Below are 17,701 nucleotides of genomic sequence, written 5' to 3'. Positions count from 1 at the left end.
ATATAAAAAGCACAGGGAAACTATTCTTTGTGCTTTTTTACATTTATTATGCAGAGAAATTTTTTAATTATTGCCGCCATCTTTTTATTCCTGGAGATATACATTTATCAGGCAATAAAAACACTGACCGATAACTTTTGGATAAGAACCGGTTATTGGGCAATTTCTTTAATCATTTACGGCATTTTCGCTTATGAGGTTACTCATTTTAGCAGAGCCGACAGAAGTACTGCAAGAGCTCAAATTATGATCTCTTTGTTTTTAGTTTTTATTCTTCCTAAAATTTTCATCGTTCTGTTTTTGTTGATTGATGATATTTTCAGAACCGGAGGTTACTTAATTGGCTTAACACAATCTACCAGTGAAAATTTCTTTCCGGAAAGAAGAAAGTTCTTAAGCTTGGCAGGATTAGGATTAGGAGGCGTTCTCTCTACTTTGTTCATTGACGGCATTACCTTTGGGAAATACCGCCACAAAGTAAGAAGAGTTCGAATGAACTTCACCAATCTCCCCAAAAGCTTTAAAGGCTATAAAATTGTACAGATTTCAGATGTTCACAGTGGAAGCTTTTCCGATCCGAGTAAATTAGAACACGCTATTAATTTAATTAACGAACAAAACCCGGATCTGATTTTATTTACGGGAGACATGGTGAATAATGTCGCAGAAGAGTTTAAACCATTCATTCCTTTATTTTCAAAAATTAAAGCAAAAGACGGCAAGTTTGCGGTATTAGGAAATCACGATTATGGCGATTATGTAAACTGGGAGTCCGCAGATGCTAAAAAACAAAACCTGAAAACACTCATTGATTACGAAAAACAGGCCGGTTTTGATATGCTTCGGAACGAACATCGAATTATAGAAAAGAATGGTGATAAACTCTACATTCTTGGAGTTGAAAACTGGGGACTAAAGCCTTTTCCTCAATTTGGAAGGCTGGATGATGCTTTAAAAGGCGTTCCGGAATCAGCACCGAAAATTTTAATGAGCCATGACCCTACTCACTTTGATTATGTAGTAAAAAAACATCCCGGAAACATCCATTTGACACTTTCCGGCCATACCCACGGAATGCAGTTCGGATTAGACTTAAAAAACATAAAGTGGTCACCAGTCCAATACCGTTACCCAAAATGGGCCGATCTATATGAAAGTGAAGGAAAAATGCTTTACGTAAACAGAGGTTTCGGCGTATTGGGGTATCCGGGAAGAGTGGGTGTTTTGCCGGAAATTACGCTTTTTGAGTTGGCTTAATCTTTTCCCACGGATTTCACGGATTTACACGGATGTTTGCGTATAATTTTTTTGCTTAAAATCTGCTTGATTTTTAGAATAAGTAAGAAATGATTATAATCCCAAATAGTTTTTACTAATCTTTTCACGAATTAAAACATAAACATCCGTGTAAATCCGTGAAATCCGTGGGAAAATAAAATTAAAAAATATAATCTTTCATTCGAGAAGTTGCTAATTCTTTCTCGTTAATCCAGGTAAGGAGGGCATCTAATTTGTCCTCCATTTTTTTGCCCGAATTTAGCCTTCTGAAAAACGGAATATCAAATTTATACTTACTAAAATCAGTAAACTGCCAGGAATTAAGATAGATCAAAACAAATTCATCATTCTTCAGGGTTTCAAACACCATATTCTGATAATATTTCATTGGCAGGATCTGAAACACAAAATCATTATATGGCAACTGACTGTAGGGAGAAATACTTTCCGGTACAATACTTATCCCATCTTCTTCTGTGATTTCCGTATCTCTTTTCAAGCGCTTAAAAGGAAAGAGAATATTGGCATTATCAATATTGGAAACATAATTAAATTCCAACATTTTCAAATCTTCATGGGGCAGCTTATGATCTTTCTGCCGGATTCCGCGAATCTGTTTTTCCAGAAAATCCTGTACAGATTTCTTTGTTTCTTCAATTTCATGAAGAGCAGAATTTTTATTATAAAAAGCAATTTCATGCCCTTGGGATGAAATTGCTTTTATTAGATTTTGCAGTTTTTCAGCAATGGAAATTTCCACAAAAAAGCTCGCTTTAACATCGTGAATATCTAAAATCCTAAGAATTGCTTTTGTATTATTTTCTGAAATTTTCAGTCTTTCTTCATCGGAAATCTGAACACCATTTTTGGAATCAGCTTCAATATTTACGATGTTAAAAGTGAATAATATCATTTAAATTAAGTTTTAGATAAAATTTTTAATAGATTAAAAATCAGATGTTAAATTATTTTTTAATTAAAGTCAAACTTTAAGTATATTAATTCTTACCTAATTTAACTTTTAGATTCTTGATCATGTCTTTAGTCATTTCAGAAATTCCGAAATCATAAGTCAGGCCCCAATCTTTTTTGGCTACAGAATCATCAATTGAAGCCGGCCAGGAGTCTGCAATCTGCTGTCTGAAATCCGGTTTATAATCGATCGTAAATTCAGGAATTTCTTTCTTGATTTCTTCCGCCAATTCTTTTGGAGTAAATGACATCCCACCTAAATTGTAAGATGAACGAACCGTTAAACTTTCTTTCGGAGCTTCCATTAATTTCAAAGTTGCGTTGATGGCATCATCCATGTACAGCATCGGCATTCCTGTATTCTCGGAAATGAAGCTGGTATATTTTCCTTCTTCAATGGCTTCGTAGAAAATTTCAACGGCATAATCGGTAGTTCCTCCACCGGCAGGAGTTTTCCATGAAATCAGTCCCGGATATCTAATACTTCTTACGTCTACTCCATGCTTGTCAAAATAATATTCGCACCATTTTTCTCCCGCCATTTTAGAAATCCCGTAAACTGTCGTAGGATTTAATACTACATCCTGCCCTACATTTTCTTTTGGAATTCCTTTTCCAAATACCGCGATAGAACTTGGCCAGAAGATCTTTTTAATCAGCCCTTCTTTCGCTAATTCGCAAAAATGAAGCAGAGGCTCAAGATTTAATTTCCACGCGAAAATCGGCTGCTTTTCTGAAGTTCCTGACAATAATGAAGCCAGGTGATAAACAGTAGTAATCTCATAATCTTTGATCACCTGTCTCACCAGCTGAGTATTGGTAACATCCATTCTTTCGTAATGACCCGCAGAAGTGATTCCTTTTTGCCATCTGTCCAGCCCGGAAGCAACCACATTATCTGCCCCGTGAATTTCAACAAGTCTGTTCGTAAGTTCGGTGCCGATCTGTCCCAGAGCACCTGTAATCAGTATTCTTTCCGTATAGGATTCCATTTTACTTAATAATTAGTTGATTTGAGCAAAAGTAAATATTTTCAACCCTATCTTAAAACAAAATTGTAAATTCGGATATAAAATTTGTAAATGAAAAAGATCGCCATCATATTTATCCTTTTTTCTTTCTCTGTTTCAGCACAATACACAGACATTAATATTATAAAAGAAGTCAAAGTAAAAAATAAAGGAGTGGTTGTTTCTGCTCATCCTCTTGCAAGTGAGGCCGGCGCAAAAATCCTGAGAATGGGAGGAAATGCGTATGATGCTGTCATTGCGACCCAATATGCTTTAGCTGTTGTCTATCCCCAAGCCGGAAATATTGGAGGCGGCGGTTTTCTGGTCGGTGTAAAGAATAATGGCGAAAAATTCACGATAGATTATCGGGAAACAGCTCCTAAAAAGGCATCAAGAGACATGTATCTTGATAAAACCGGTAAAGCAAATACAGATCTATCCCAAAACGGAAGATTAGCAGTCGGAATTCCCGGAAGTATTGCCGGTTTTTTTGCCACTTTAAAACATGGGAAGCTTCCGATGGAAAAAATCATTCAGCCTGCCATTGATCTTGCAGAAAAAGGATTTGCCATCACAGAACAGGAAGCCAGTTTACTGAATGCTCATAAAGCCAATTTTCAAAAACACAATCAGACAGCTACAGTTTTTGTAAAAGATATTCCCTGGAAGGCAGGAGATCTTTTAGTACAAAAAGAACTGGCCGAAACTTTAAAATTAATTCAGAAATCCGGGGCAAAAGGATTTTATGAAGGAAAAACTGCAGAACTTCTCGTTTCTGAAATGAAAAGAGGCAACGGAATAATTACAGCCGAAGATCTGAAGAATTATAAAGTTGCAGAAAGAAAAGCATTGGAGTTTGAGTATAAAGGTAATACCATCGTATCTATGCCATTACCTTCAAGCAGCGGAATTTTACTGGCTCAAATGCTGAAAATGTCAGGCTTTGAAAATCTCGAAAAATATCAGCAAAATTCCACACAGGCTGTTCAGATCATGACAGAAGCAGAAAGAAGAGCTTTTGCTGACAGAGCTGAATATATGGGTGATCCGGATTTTATTCAGGATAAAACCTCTTATTTAATTTCTGATGAATATCTAAAAAACAGATGGAAAAGTTTCAGCTTCAATAAAGCGACACCAAGCTCTGAAGTAGGAAAAATCATAAAACAACCCAAAGAATCTACGGAAACCACACATATTTCTGTTATTGACAAAGAAGGAAACACAGCTGCTGTTACCACTACTCTGAACGGTTTATACGGAAGCAAAGTCGTAGTTTCGGGAGCAGGATTTTTCCTGAATAATGAAATGGACGATTTTTCCATAAAACCCGGTGTTCCCAATATGTTCGGTGCGGTAGGCGGAGAAGCCAATGCTATCCAGCCGAACAAAAGAATGCTTTCTTCCATGACTCCAACGATTATCCTTAAAAATGGAAAACCTTACATGGTTGTCGGAACTCCAGGCGGAACGACCATTCCAACTTCTGTTTTTCAGTCGATTGTTAATGTTATTGATTTTAAATTAAATGCCAATATTTCAGTAAATGCTCCGAAATTTCATCATCAGTGGCTTCCTGAAACAGTGGCTTTTGAAAAAAACTTTCCTGAAACTACTATTAAAGACCTGGAAAAATTAGGTTACAAAACCGAAAAATGGAACCAGATCGGAAGAACGGAAATAATCCTGATTGATGAGAACGGAAATATTCATGCAGTTGCGGACGGTCGTGGTGATGATTCTGTAGGAGTTGAATAATTGATTTTCCAATCATTCTTATTTATTCAAAATTTCTACAAAATTGGATTAATACATTAGCAGCATGAAAATTTTAATTATTGAAGACGAGATAGAATTATCAAAAAGTATTGCTGAATATCTTTCTGAGAAAAGTTATTTGTGTGAGTTTGCGTCTACATTTCATGAAGCGATAAGCAAAATAGAGGCTTTTGATTATGCCTGTATCGTCCTGGATATTATGCTTCCCGACGGAAATGGTCTTGCTATTCTGGAAGCTTTAAAGAAAGAAAACAAGCAAGACGGGGTAATTATTGTTTCTGCTAAAAATGCATTGGATGATAAGATAACTGGCCTACAGATGGGAGCCGATGATTACCTCACCAAACCTTTTCATCTTTCTGAATTAATGGCAAGAATCTACTCTATTATCCGCAGAAAGCAGTTTAACAATTCTAATATTATCATTCAGAACGAGTTACAAATTGATCTTTTAGCTAAAAGTGTTTCTATCAATCATCAGCATATTGATCTTACCAAAAAAGAATTTGATCTTCTCATTTACTTCATCGGAAATAAAAATAAGGTCATTTCAAAAAGTACTTTGGCTGAACATTTATCGGGCGACTTTGCTGATATGCTGGATAATCATGATTTTGTGTATGCTCATATAAAAAATCTAAAGAAAAAACTTTATGATGCGGGCTGCAACCATTACCTGAAAACAGTGTATGGAACCGGTTACAAATGGACCACATAAGCAACATTAAAAATATTTTCCAAATAATTGTAACTTATACCTATTGTGAAACCTTTATTAAGCAAAGCAACAAAACCTTTTATTATTTATGTCCTTATCGTTCTCACGATAAGTATTCCGATTTATTATCTGGTAATCAATACCGTTTGGGAAAATGAACTTGATGAGCATAATAGAACTGTCGCCGAAAAAACCGCTTATGAATTTAATCTTCTAAAGCTTTCTGACACTGAATTATATGAAAACATCAGGCTTTGGAATCGTATTCAACCAGAAACGAATATAGAAAGTATTCCTGTGGGTATTTCGCATAAAGATTTATATTTCACAATAGAAAAGCATAAAAACTTTGCGGGTAAAAACGAAATAGAAAATTACAGATGTTTAAAAAAAACAGTCTATATTAATAATAAGCCATTTCTGTTTACAGTACATACCAATATTGAAGAATCTCAGGAAACCATTGGCGTGATTGCACTGACTACTGTTTTCTTCTTTCTCGTTATTGCTTCCGGTTTATTATTTTTAAACCGAAGATTGTCTTTCATTATCTGGAAACCATTCAGAAATACTTTAGAAAAACTCAAAAAATTCAATTTAAATAATCAAAATCAAATTGAGTTTGAAAAAACAGACACTGTAGAATTTGAAGAGCTTCATGAGTCACTGAATAGACTGATTGAACATAATGTTTCTGTATACCAGGCTCAAAAAGAGTTTACAGAAAATGCTTCCCATGAACTGCAGACACCTTTAACGATCATCAAGCATAAAATAGATATTCTGCTTCAAAATAAAAACTTAACGGAAGAACAATATCTGATTGCAGAAGATATCAATAAAGCGTTAACACGAAGTTCAAGAATCAATAAAAATCTGTTGCTTCTTGCCAAAATAGGCAACAGTCAATTTAACAATTCAGAGAAGATTGAATTTGATGTTTTGGTAAAACAGAGTCTGGAAATATTTGAAGAACATTTTGATCAAAAGAATCTTTCAGTACACTCATCCGTTCATACCCAAATTGAAGTCCTTGGAAATAGCGTATTGTGTGAAATTCTCATTAATAATTTACTGATTAATGCCATCCGTCATACTCTCCAGAATGGGTCAGTTTCTGTAGTTTTAACTGAATCCTTTTTTGAAATTTCGAATTCGGGAACTGAAAAACTCAATACAGAATCATTATTTAAAAGATTTTCAAAATCTTCTTCTCATTATAACGGAAGTGGTTTAGGATTGGCTATCATCAGCGAAATTTGCAGGTTTCACAAGTGGGAAATCGGCTATAAATTTGAAAATAATCATCATATTTTTTCTGTAAAGTTCTAAAATTCAAAGTTTCTTCCAAATTGGGTTGCAATTTTGTGCTAATAATTCATCTTAAAGACATACATCCAATGAAAGGTTTATTATCAGATATACTCATCGTTCTTATATGCTTTCAGAACGTTTATGCACAAGACAGCTTGGAAATCAAGAGTACTCAAGATACTGTCATATCAAAATTTAATTCAGAAGATACCACCCATCAGTTAAGCTATAAAAAACTAATTGTACCTACAGCTTTAATCTCTTATGGGATAGCAAGTCTGAGTATAAAAGATTTGAAACAGCTTAATTTTTCCACTCAATATGAGATCAGCGAACATAAACCCGACCATATAAGACTTGATAATTATACCCAATATGCTCCGGGAGTCTTGGTGTATGGTTTAAATGCCTTAGGAGTAAAAGGAAAGCATAATTTTAAAGACAGAACTATTATTTATGGTACCTCTTTAATGATTACCACTGCGTTCATTCTTCCTCTTAAGCATACCGTAAAAGAGGAAAGACCCGATTTTTCCAATAATTTATCTTTTCCATCCGGTCATACTGCCATGGCTTTTGCTTCTGCTCAGTTCATGTTCAGAGAATATAAGGACACCAATTTTATATTAGGAATTTCCGGATATTCTCTTGCCGTTTTTACTGGAATATACAGAATGCTGAATAACAAACATTGGTTTGGTGACGTTGTTGGAGGCGCCGGTTTCGGTATTCTATCTACAGAATTAGCTTATTGGCTGCATCCGAAAATCAATAATCTTTTAGGCGGAAAAAAGGAGAAAAGCCAGACGATGATTATGCCTTACTATCAGAAAGGAAATGCAGGAATTGGATTTGTAAAGAATTTTTAATTTTTTTTGAAATGACTTTAAATATCATCCTTCTGTTTTTAGGAACAATAATAGCTTTTTGGATAAGCGCAATCTGTGGTGGCGGAGCGAGCCTGATTTTAATTCCTATTCTCAATTTTACTTTTACCAAGTTCAGTCGTTCCTTTCTCATTAACCATAGGTAGCTTCACAAGTTCTGTATCAAGAATTTCTGTTTTTAAAAAACATATCAAGTGGCAAATTTTCTTTTGGTTTGTGCCTTTTTCAATTCCGGCTGTTTTATTAGGAGCATATCTTATTAAATATATTAATCCCAATTACCTTCAATTAATTGTTGCTTTTTTCCTTATTGCCAATCTGCCGGAATTATTTAAAACAAATAAAATAAAACAGGAAAATCAAAAACCATATTCTAAGTTCTTATTAGCTGCTATAGGTTTTTTTGCGGGGTTTATCTCGGGTATTACAGGTGCAATCGGTTTGTTATTCAATCGTTTTTATTTGAGATTCGGGCTTAAAAAAGAAGAAATTGTTGCGACAAGAGCAGCAAATGAGGTTTTTCTCCATTTAATTAAACTGATTATTTATATTTCTCTTGGTCTATATTCATCAACTGCCTTATGGCTGGGAATGACAATAGCCGCAGCAACCATTCTATCATCTTATACCGTAAAATATATTCTGCCCTATTTAAGTGAATTTTTGTTCAAAAAAATAGGATACGGAGCCATGGTATTCTCGGGTATTCTCTTATTCATAGGAACCTCTGATAAAATAATTCAACAGGATAAAATTTCTTTATCTAGCAGCCATAAAACGTCTGAATCAGAATCTGTCATTTCCTGGAGAAATACCGATTTTATTATAGAATTTGCCTTTGATGACGGTTTTGAAGTGGAGCGACCGATACAATCTGATGAGCTGCCCAACATTCTCAAAGAAAAATACAACAGTCTGAAAAACCAGTATGACGCAATACATATCGAAAAAGTTTTCTCATTTGGCCAGCAACCAACCTATGAATTTTACTGCTATAGGAAGAATCTGATGATTAGAAAGCTGGAAATATAATACTTTTTAAGATTAAATAAAGTCTTATTCTTTAGAACTTAATACTTTCGGCGGGGCTTCCAGCCCCGCCGAAACTTTTCATGACTTTTGTCATATTTACAAATAAAAATCCTTAATTTTCGCCCTTCAAAATACAAAAACAGCCCTCTTGAAAGCAAAAAAAATCTATCAGCAGCTTTATTTTCAAGTTATTATAGCCATTGTTGCAGGAATTCTTTTAGGGAAATTTTATCCAGAATTGGGTGAAAAAATGAAGCCTTTAGGAGATGGCTTTATCAAATTGGTAAAAATGATCATTGCTCCCGTAATTTTCATTACCCTTACTCTGGGAATCGCCCATATGACTGATCTGAAAAAAGTGGGGAGAATTGCTGTGAAAGCTATGATTTATTTTGTTACTTTTTCAACATTAGCATTAATTATTGGACTCATTGTAGGAAATATTTTACAGCCTGGCCATGGTTTAAACATTGATCCTTCTACCCTTTCAGGTGATGTTTCACAATATCAGCAAAAAGCTCATGAAACTACATTGACAGGATTTATCATGAATATTATCCCAGAAACATTATTTAGTCCATTGGTAGGAGATAATATTTTACAAGTACTTCTGGTTGCTATTTTAATGGGAGTTGCCCTGGTTCTGACAAAAGAAAAGAGCCAGAAAGTAACTGATTTTTTACAAGATCTTTCCACTCCGGTTTTCAAAATTGTTCATATGCTGATGAAGCTGGCTCCTATCGGAGCTTTTGGGGCAATGGCTTTTACCATAGGAAAATACGGACTTCATTCGGTACTGAACTTACTATTTTTAGTAGGCACATTTTATATTACCTCCGTTCTTTTTATTGTGCTCGTTTTAGGTTCCGTTGCGTGGTATAATGGCTTTAATATTTTTAAACTGATGTATTATTTAAAAGAAGAACTTCTATTGGTATTGGGAACAAGTTCTTCCGAATCTGCACTTCCGGGAATTATGGAAAAACTGGAAAAAGCAGGCTGTTCAAGAGCTATCGTGGGACTGGTAGTTCCTACCGGATATTCCTTTAATCTCGACGGAACCAATATTTATATGACATTAGCTTCATTATTTATTGCCCAAGCTTTAAATATTCATCTTCCTATCGAAAAACAAATCATGCTGCTTTTGGTGGCAATGCTAAGTTCTAAAGGAGCAGCAGGAGTAACCGGAGCCGGCTTTGTAACATTAGCGGCCACATTAGCCGTAGTTCCTGAAATCCCGATTGCAGGAATGACTTTGATTTTAGGAATTGACAAATTTATGAGCGAATGTCGGGCTTTGACGAATGTGATCGGAAATTCGGTAGCGACTGTAGTTGTTGCCAACTGGGAAAAGCAATTAGATAAAGAACAATTGCATCTTGCCTTAGATCATCCAAGTGAAGTCGAAAAAAAGCTTGAAATTTAACCTTCACTAAAAAATCACATTTTTAAATTTTAATGATTTCAAATTATTTTTTTTGAATTTTACAACATTACACCATAAAGTTTATTAATTTTACCTTTGTACCTCATCATGATTATCAATATAATGATACCTGAAGACCTTTAGAGTCAGGTTACTTCATCATTAATTGAAAGGAGCTGCAAATTGCCAATAGATTTAGCGATTCAACTTAATTACCAAAGTAAAACTTTCGGAAAGTATTCTTTTATATAAAGCTGGAAATTTTCTCCTTGAAGTTGTATGCTGAAGACTTAAAAAAACAAACATCATCACTTTTAAATATATAATAACCACATGAAAAAAATCTTTACCTTTTTATTATCATTAACCCCTGGAACAGCTGTGTTTGCGCAATTAACAGTGATCCATGACTGGGCTGTCTTAACTTATTTTGATAAACCTACCGAAATGGCTATTGATACTTCAGGTAATCTGTATACAGCTAATTATGGCAGCTCTACTGTAAGTAAAATAGATCCAAATGGCACCGTAACGCAGGTTACTTTGGGGAATAATTCAATTCCCCGCGATATCGTCATAGATGCATCAGGAAATGTTTATACGGCAAATTTCGGAAATGATACTGTAAGTAAAATCACTCCGGCAGGCAGCGTTACTCAAGCCTGGATTACTCTACCAAGCGGCACTACCCCTTTCGCTATTGCCTTAGATGCCGCAAACAATATTTATACCGCAAACAATAATAAGACAGTCAGTAAGATATTGGCAAATGGTACAGCAATTACACAAGATTGGGCCTATTTAGCAACTGATGCGTATCCCAAGGATATTATTGTAGACAATTCAGGGAATGTCTATACCATTAATCAAAATAATACTGTTAGTAAAATAACACCAACAGGTATCGTAACAAATGCATGGGTTACTTTAGCAAATAATGCCAACCCACAAAACATTGTAATGGATACATCTGGTAATCTTTATGTAGCTAACCTTGGCAATAATACGGTTAGTAAAATAACTCCGGCCGGCAACGTGACTCATGCTTGGACTACATTAACGAATAATCCGGGACCTCTTTGTCTGAGCATAGATGCATCGGGTAATCTCTACACAGGTAATAACAACAGTACAGTGAGCAAAATATCTCCGACAGGTATTGTAACACAGGCTTGGGCTACTTTAGCCAGTGGTGGAACATACCCGCAAGGTATTGTAAAAAATGAAATAACAGGAGATGTTTATACCTGCAATTTTGGGGTGAGTACAATCAGTAAGATCACAGCTTCTCTGGCTACAAGTGAAATCAGCACCAACAGCAAAAATCTGATAATCTATCCAAATCCTGTAAAATCTATTCTTTACTTTTCGGAAGAGCTTTCGGAAATCAGCCTATTGGATATGAGCGGAAGAAAAATTTTGGAGAAAAGTGAAAAAACAGGAAAAATTGCTGTAGAAAATCTTCCAAAAGGTAATTATTTACTCACAGGTAAAGATAAAAACGGAAAAGAATATTCGGAAAAGCTGATAAAAGAATAATAGATTTAAAATTTTAAAACAAAAAAGCTACAAGAGACTTCTGTCTAATGTGGCTTTTTTTATTTAAAAGCCTATACCAGAATATTCAGACTTGAAGGCTGAACTTTGATATGAATAGGAGATTTTATTTTATTAAATTCTCCATCAAGGTGCCAATTCTTAGTATTTACCTTAAATTCAATTTCTGAAACAGGAAGATACGTTACATAATCATCGTCTTTCAGTTTTTTCGTAAACATTCTGTACGCAAATAATGCAGAATAGGTTAAAGGAAACTTTTTCACCAAAACAATATCGACTAAACCATCACTTTTACTGGCTTTTGGCGCGATGTAAGCGTTGTTTCCGAATTGACGGGTGTTGGCAATATTCAGCATCAGATATTTTCCGTTATATTGCTGATACTGCTCATCAAAAAACTTAACCTTAATCGGCTTATAATTAAAAAACGTTTTCAACGAAACTTTAATATAATTTTTAAATCCGCGGCTGGTTTTCTCAAACTCTTTTACCACCTTTCCGTCAAAACCGGTTCCAGAAACGTTTATTGACAGTTTATCATTAACGGTGAACGTATCTATTTTCCTGGATTTTTTGGCCTTAATTTTTTCCAAAAGCTCATCCAGATTTTTTCTGAAGTTGGTTTCATTGGAAAACCCATTTCCTGAACCTGCCGGAAAAATAGCTAAAATCTTTGGGGTATTAATAAGGTTTCTGGCAATGGTAGAAATTGTACCGTCTCCTCCTATGGCTACAAAAATATCTATATTCTGAAAGTTATCCTGAATAAAATCATCGGTTCCCTGAATAGATTCCGAAATATAATATAAAGGGTTCTCCACCTTTTTCTTTAGCTCTTCAAGAAAAGGCTGATAGTTTTTTTTTGCAGAAAAAGGGTTAATAATAAATGCTACACTTTCCATTGAAGCAAAAATAAAAAAATGCTTCCTTATAGAGAAGCATTTTAAAATTATTTAATTTTCATTCGTTCTTTAAACTGTGGAGTCAGTGTTCCGGCCAGCTCCTGCCAGGAAACAGGAATCGTAATATCGCCGGCTGCAAAAGCCGTTATTTCGTAAGGACTATAATGGAAATACAGATTTTTATCATCAAAATAAAAGTTTTCAGTAGCTGGAATGACTTCAACCAACAGCATATCAGAATTATTGATTTCACCCTTATCATCGGAAGCACCTCCATTCATTTTATTAACATTTTTCATCAGCAAAGCTTCCAGTTTATCTTTAGGCATTGAAGTGATATCTTTTAATTCTACTTTTTTATTATTCTTTACATCAAAAACTCTTTCGGAAAAACCATAATTATCGTGAGCACCTCCTTCATAAGAAGCCCAGCTATACTGTATATGAAGATAATCATTACTATTTGATTTCAGATCCATTCCAAGATCTGAATACCATTCCTGCGCAAATTTCATATCGGAGATCCACTCTTTTGAGTCTTTTTTAATACTGTTAAAATATTCATTCTTATTTTTTTCCAAAAGTGACTGAATTCCATTCTTAGAAAAATCCTGAACATTTTTATCTCCAAAATAAATACTATCTAAGAATTTTTTATCCTTAATACTCGGAAAAACCAACATTTTGGAAGAATATTTTATGGTCAGTGAGTCATTAAGCTTGATAGAATCATTCACCTTAACTGAATCGACAGAAAATTGTTCAGTTTGTGCTTCCTCGTTTGTTGTCAGGTTTGTCGTTTCAGATTTCTTACAGGCAGAAAAAGTGAAAAAGGCAGAAAGTGCCAAAACAGCAATTGTGTTTTTCATAGTTTTGATTTTGAATTTGATTTTCCTTTTTGCATGCAAAAACCATTCAAAAGATGAATGGTTTTAGAATTATTTTGAAAATTTCACTGTTTTTTATTTTTTCACAAGACTAATCACCTGATTTTCCTGTTTGGAAGCCACTCCCCAAATCTGCCTAAAAGCCGGATAATACTCTTTCGGATAATCTGCACTTGCCACTTTGGTCGTGGAAACAATTTCTAACTTATTTCCTTTTTGTTCTATGATGTAGTTGTATTCTATTTCTTTATCCTCAGTTACAATTTTTTTACTCTTTGGCATTTCTTCAATTGCATATCCTTCTGGGATTTCCAATACGACTTTTTTCACCCTTGTGTATGGAGAAATAAAATCAATAGGATATTTACGTTCTTCTGTCTGATCAAATTCATTGGACGTTTTATTCAAAAAAAGCATTGGATTGATAATGATTTTTTTACCTACTTTATCAATCATATTCTCAGAAGAAAATTTCATCGTGCTTTCAAAATCTCCATTTTCAAGAACTTTTGAATCGATATTGGTAAAATCTACAGAAAAATTCTCTTTATATTGTTTTTTATACTTATCGGCATTATCATCATAACTTTCTTTAGCAAACATGGCATAGGCACCTGTATCTTTATCTGAATAACTTCCTGAAACGCTCCCATCATCATTAATTTTAGCGTCTACGGTCAAATAAGTGAAACTTGGTTTTGCATTTACCATAGTTAATTGTTGAACTTTTTCCTTTGCCATCAGAATCCCGAACTGATTCCAGTCTCTTGGTGGCAACTGATCTATTGAAGACTGTTTTGATGTTGCATCATATAGATGGAAGCCATCTTTTGTCTGAATTGCAGCAATTACAAAGTTCATGTTTGAAACATTGGGTGAAGCAATATTGATTAAACCATGATTTATTGTAGAAATTGTCAATGGATCCGCTTTAATTCCGGCTTCACGAAGCATCATCACCAAAAAAAGATTAATTTCTGCTGCATTTCCCGTTTTAGTTTCAAGCATTTTTTTGATTCCATCTTCTACATAAATTCCCCTGTCCTGATTCCATGTAAAAGTATTTTTCACATAATCGAAAACAGCATTTGCTTTTTCTAATTCATTAGAAATTCCTGCAATATTGGTTGGCATATTTTCCTTTGCCAACTTTGTTTTTTTTAATTCCCCTCCAAAATCTTCATTTTCATAAAGCCTTTGCTTGATCTGCTCCCAGGATGAGGAAAACAATTTTAACTCTCTAAAATTCGTGGAATGAATTTCTGCACTTACTTTTGTTCTGTAATTTCTATCATTACTTACAAATTTTTCAGTTTTAAAACCTTTTACATTTTCATAACCAAATCTATAAGTTCTGTAGTTGGTACCGTATAATGTTCTTTCATCGACTTCTCTGTATTTTGGACTTAAAAACCCTGTATAATTTACATTATACGAAATATTTGAAGGACTATCCAGAACATATTCTGTATATAAAGATGGAGTATCTGTCTCAATTAGAATTTCCGGAATACTAAATAGGAACGGTGAAGTAACCTCATATTGATATTCAATAACAGAACCGTTTTTTACATTTGGAAATGCAAATTTTGTAATAGAAACATTTTTACTCTCTTTGCTTTTATATTTTGAGCTTTTGTCAACTTTCGTTGCAACCGAACTTCCATTTTCAAGATTATAGGTAAAAGCTTTCATTTTAGTAAGTGTTTCCTGATCACTTCCATTTTGATAAAGAGGAATCTCTAAATTCAGCCAATCTTCAGCTTTGTCTTTGTCATAGATTTTAACTCTATAAAAAGTTCTTTTAATCAGATTACCAGTAGTATTATCTATACTGAAATGTACTGATTTATATAATATTTCTGCAGGTGCATTCTCATCCAAAGTCGATTTCTGTTTAGACAGGTCTGCATCATTAAATTTAGGAGAATTAAGGAATTCATGCTTTTGTGCCTCAATGAAAATAAAATTCATTGAGCAAATAGCTATCATTATAATTTTTTTCATGCTTAGATTTTAGATATTAAAATTTTAGAGTTGTCCAGGTTAAGTGTTTTTTTTCTGAAATTAATATAATCGTTATATTTTTCTTTAGGATAAAGTCCTTTGTTGATTCTGATTGTTCTGTTTACCTTTAATTCATCACCGTTTTTGACAAAATTTAATTTGTAGGTTCCAAATTCAGAATTAACAGTTACATTTTCGGGAATTTCATCAAGCTTGTAATTTTTAGGAACTATGAAATTGATTTCGTATTCATCTTCAAACGACTGTCTCAGTTCAAAAGGTAATTCCCGGTTTTCATCAGTTTTATAAACTGTATTGGAATAAATAGGTACTGCTCTGAAAATGATACTGCTGCCTGCATTTTTTGAATAATTATGGGCCTTAAAATCAAGATCAAACTTTGCAATCGCATTATCTTTATCATTAAGAAAATTTTTCATTTCAATTTTTTCAAAATTCAAGATATCTAATGAATTTTTCATCACTTCATTTCTTTCTTTCGGATTCAAATTGGTAAGCACCAAATTATTATCATATTGAATTCCAGTATAAGAGAAATTTCCTTCGCCAACAATACTGTTGTCTTCATTTAACTTAATTTTCAAAAACTGTTTTTCTTTATTTTGTTCAGCAGGATAGGAAGGAGTGTCAATTATTTCAATTCCTTCTTGTTTAACAGCAAGAACATTTCTATCTGTTGTAGTATAACTTAGATGATTAAAAGCAATTTGCTGAGATGTATTTTCCAACCAAATATTTCCTTTTTCTGTAGGAACCATTAAAATAATATGATTTCCCCCCATTTTTGGAAAATCCTTATCAAATGAAATAGGTGAAGAGTCAGAATTAATTTTACAATAATAAGAAGGAATTCCTGCCTCATCTAACAAAGTTTTCATGTACGTTGATAATCCTTTACAATCACCATATCCTTTTTTCTGAACCTCATCCGGAAGCATCGGTTGCCAACCTCCAATTCCCAACGCCACAAAAATATACCTTGTTTTACTCTGCATATATTGGTAGATCTTTCGTACTTTCTCCTCCTTCGTCCCTTGCAAATTCAAGGAAGCAACTTCGGCTTTAATGGCCGGAGTAGATACAAAAACAGGTTCTAAAATATTCTTGTAATACCAAGATCCAAAATCTTTCCAGTTATTAATCGTCCCTTGCTTTCCTTCCAAATTAAATTTCGTAAGAGCAAAACTAACTTTTGGCAAAATTTTTATCGGTTGTGGCAACAAAAACGCATCATCTATCGCCGGAACATTTTTATAAGTATATATTTTTTCACCTGCATTATCGCTTTCTACAACCGACGTATAATTATATTGTGAAGGATAGGTTTTTGACTTAAGTTCAATCCCGGATTTGTTGATGATTTTCATTTGAGCCTCCTCCAAAGAGACATTTGTGGATCTAAAAGGAACAAAGTCAGGTAAGAAAACCGTATTTTCTTCACCAATCTGATATGAAAATTCAACCGTATAAGGATATTGAGTCGGAGTATATGATAAAGCTAACACCCTGCTATTAGAATAAAAAGTACCCTGATTGTTATTGGCAAAATCACCAAAATCAGACTTGGAATATGATTTTATCTTCTTTCCGGCATCATCATAAATATTAACCTTAACATCTGAAATATTATCCCCTTTTTCATAAGGAATCGCAATCACAGCTTTTTCATCACCATCCTTGTTTAAAACAGTGGTTACGTTTGTATATTGATATTTAATATCATTAATAGAGTTAATTTGAATTGTTGTAAGATCCTTCCTGATAACAGCATTTGCATTTTTCTTTAAATTTTCAGGAATCGTAGAAGCGGGAAAATTTTGAGCGTAATAAAAAGAAGCCATCGAAAGTGCTCCAATACAAAATATTTTCATCATGGTTATTAAAAATAAGGCAAAAATAGTGAAA

14 protein-coding genes are annotated in these 17,701 nt (G+C 33.9%); 8 read left to right on the top strand and 6 right to left on the bottom strand.

Going from position 1 to position 17,701, the window contains the following annotated elements; all coding sequences use genetic code 11:
* Nucleotides 1-48 precede the first annotated feature (48 nt).
* Nucleotides 49-1,257, top strand: coding sequence for a metallophosphoesterase (locus MKS83_RS22065; protein WP_240581383.1), 1,209 nt, complete (start codon nt 49-51; stop codon nt 1,255-1,257).
* A gap of 181 nt (nt 1,258-1,438) precedes the next feature.
* On the opposite strand, the gene MKS83_RS22060 is transcribed toward MKS83_RS22065, so the two are convergent.
* Both MKS83_RS22060 and MKS83_RS22055 read right to left on the bottom strand, forming a co-directional pair.
* On the bottom strand, nt 1,439-2,191 hold the full coding sequence (locus tag MKS83_RS22060; RefSeq protein WP_240581382.1) for a polysaccharide deacetylase family protein: 753 nt from the start codon (nt 2,189-2,191) through the stop codon (nt 1,439-1,441).
* Nucleotides 2,192-2,276: 85 nt separating this feature from the next.
* Nucleotides 2,277-3,242: an NAD-dependent epimerase/dehydratase family protein gene (locus MKS83_RS22055; RefSeq protein ID WP_100375037.1), complete on the bottom strand. Its 966-nt coding sequence runs from the start codon at nt 3,240-3,242 to the stop codon at nt 2,277-2,279.
* Nucleotides 3,243-3,332: 90 nt separating this feature from the next.
* On the opposite strand from MKS83_RS22055, the gene ggt reads away from it, so the two are divergent.
* From ggt to MKS83_RS22020, 7 genes are all read left to right on the top strand, one after another.
* Nucleotides 3,333-5,018 (top strand): gamma-glutamyltransferase, encoded by a 1,686-nt coding sequence (ggt, locus tag MKS83_RS22050; RefSeq protein ID WP_240581381.1) that lies wholly within the window; start codon nt 3,333-3,335, stop codon nt 5,016-5,018.
* Between the two features lie 64 nt (nt 5,019-5,082).
* Nucleotides 5,083-5,757 carry a response regulator transcription factor gene (locus tag MKS83_RS22045; RefSeq protein ID WP_240581380.1) on the top strand — a complete coding sequence of 225 codons (675 nt, stop codon included), beginning with the start codon at nt 5,083-5,085 and terminating at the stop codon, nt 5,755-5,757.
* Between the two features lie 45 nt (nt 5,758-5,802).
* The gene (locus MKS83_RS22040) at nt 5,803-7,089 is read left to right on the top strand and encodes a sensor histidine kinase (protein WP_240581379.1); all 1,287 of its coding nucleotides are present in this window, start codon (nt 5,803-5,805) and stop codon (nt 7,087-7,089) included.
* A gap of 68 nt (nt 7,090-7,157) precedes the next feature.
* The gene (locus MKS83_RS22035; protein WP_240581378.1) at nt 7,158-7,940 is read left to right on the top strand and encodes a phosphatase PAP2 family protein; all 783 of its coding nucleotides are present in this window, start codon (nt 7,158-7,160) and stop codon (nt 7,938-7,940) included.
* A 114-nt stretch (nt 7,941-8,054) separates the two neighbouring features.
* Entirely contained in the window at nt 8,055-8,990 is a 936-nt protein-coding gene (locus tag MKS83_RS22030) for a sulfite exporter TauE/SafE family protein (protein ID WP_317224491.1), read from the top strand.
* Nucleotides 8,991-9,138: 148 nt separating this feature from the next.
* Nucleotides 9,139-10,419, top strand: coding sequence for a dicarboxylate/amino acid:cation symporter (locus MKS83_RS22025; protein ID WP_240581377.1), 1,281 nt, complete (start codon nt 9,139-9,141; stop codon nt 10,417-10,419).
* A 333-nt stretch (nt 10,420-10,752) separates the two neighbouring features.
* Nucleotides 10,753-11,958: a T9SS type A sorting domain-containing protein gene (locus tag MKS83_RS22020; RefSeq protein ID WP_240581376.1), complete on the top strand. Its 1,206-nt coding sequence runs from the start codon at nt 10,753-10,755 to the stop codon at nt 11,956-11,958.
* Between the two features lie 71 nt (nt 11,959-12,029).
* On the opposite strand, the gene MKS83_RS22015 is transcribed toward MKS83_RS22020, so the two are convergent.
* The 4 genes from MKS83_RS22015 to MKS83_RS22000 form a co-directional block, all read right to left on the bottom strand.
* Nucleotides 12,030-12,881, bottom strand: a complete 852-nt coding sequence (locus MKS83_RS22015) for a diacylglycerol/lipid kinase family protein (RefSeq protein ID WP_240581375.1) — start codon at nt 12,879-12,881, stop codon at nt 12,030-12,032.
* Nucleotides 12,882-12,928: 47 nt separating this feature from the next.
* A complete protein-coding gene (locus MKS83_RS22010) occupies nt 12,929-13,750 on the bottom strand; it encodes an RsiV family protein (RefSeq protein ID WP_240581374.1) in 822 nt (273 codons plus the stop codon).
* A gap of 93 nt (nt 13,751-13,843) precedes the next feature.
* Nucleotides 13,844-15,775, bottom strand: coding sequence for a transglutaminase-like domain-containing protein (locus tag MKS83_RS22005; protein WP_240581373.1), 1,932 nt, complete (start codon nt 15,773-15,775; stop codon nt 13,844-13,846).
* A gap of 2 nt (nt 15,776-15,777) precedes the next feature.
* Nucleotides 15,778-17,670, bottom strand: a complete 1,893-nt coding sequence (locus tag MKS83_RS22000) for a DUF3857 domain-containing protein (protein ID WP_240581372.1) — start codon at nt 17,668-17,670, stop codon at nt 15,778-15,780.
* Nucleotides 17,671-17,701: the final 31 nt, after the last annotated feature.

Origin of the sequence: Chryseobacterium sp. Y16C (assembly GCF_022488405.1) — a bacterium.
Lineage (GTDB): Bacteria > Bacteroidota > Bacteroidia > Flavobacteriales > Weeksellaceae > Chryseobacterium > Chryseobacterium geocarposphaerae.
This window is presented reverse-complemented; position numbering and strand designations above follow the sequence as displayed.

Excerpts from the sequence above, each read along its gene's own strand:
- MKS83_RS22000 (WP_240581372.1), bottom strand. The coding sequence starts at position 17,670 with ATGATGAAAATATTTTGTATTGGAGCACTTTCGATGGCTTCTTTTTAT.
- MKS83_RS22055 (WP_100375037.1), bottom strand. The coding sequence starts at position 3,242 with ATGGAATCCTATACGGAAAGAATACTGATTACAGGTGCTCTGGGACAG.
- MKS83_RS22045 (WP_240581380.1), top strand. The coding sequence starts at position 5,083 with ATGAAAATTTTAATTATTGAAGACGAGATAGAATTATCAAAAAGTATT.
- MKS83_RS22065 (WP_240581383.1), top strand. The coding sequence starts at position 49 with ATGCAGAGAAATTTTTTAATTATTGCCGCCATCTTTTTATTCCTGGAG.
- MKS83_RS22005 (WP_240581373.1), bottom strand. The coding sequence starts at position 15,775 with ATGAAAAAAATTATAATGATAGCTATTTGCTCAATGAATTTTATTTTC.
- ggt (WP_240581381.1), top strand. The coding sequence starts at position 3,333 with ATGAAAAAGATCGCCATCATATTTATCCTTTTTTCTTTCTCTGTTTCA.
- MKS83_RS22060 (WP_240581382.1), bottom strand. The coding sequence starts at position 2,191 with ATGATATTATTCACTTTTAACATCGTAAATATTGAAGCTGATTCCAAA.
- MKS83_RS22020 (WP_240581376.1), top strand. The coding sequence starts at position 10,753 with ATGAAAAAAATCTTTACCTTTTTATTATCATTAACCCCTGGAACAGCT.
- MKS83_RS22035 (WP_240581378.1), top strand. The coding sequence starts at position 7,158 with ATGAAAGGTTTATTATCAGATATACTCATCGTTCTTATATGCTTTCAG.
- MKS83_RS22010 (WP_240581374.1), bottom strand. The coding sequence starts at position 13,750 with ATGAAAAACACAATTGCTGTTTTGGCACTTTCTGCCTTTTTCACTTTT.
- MKS83_RS22015 (WP_240581375.1), bottom strand. The coding sequence starts at position 12,881 with ATGGAAAGTGTAGCATTTATTATTAACCCTTTTTCTGCAAAAAAAAAC.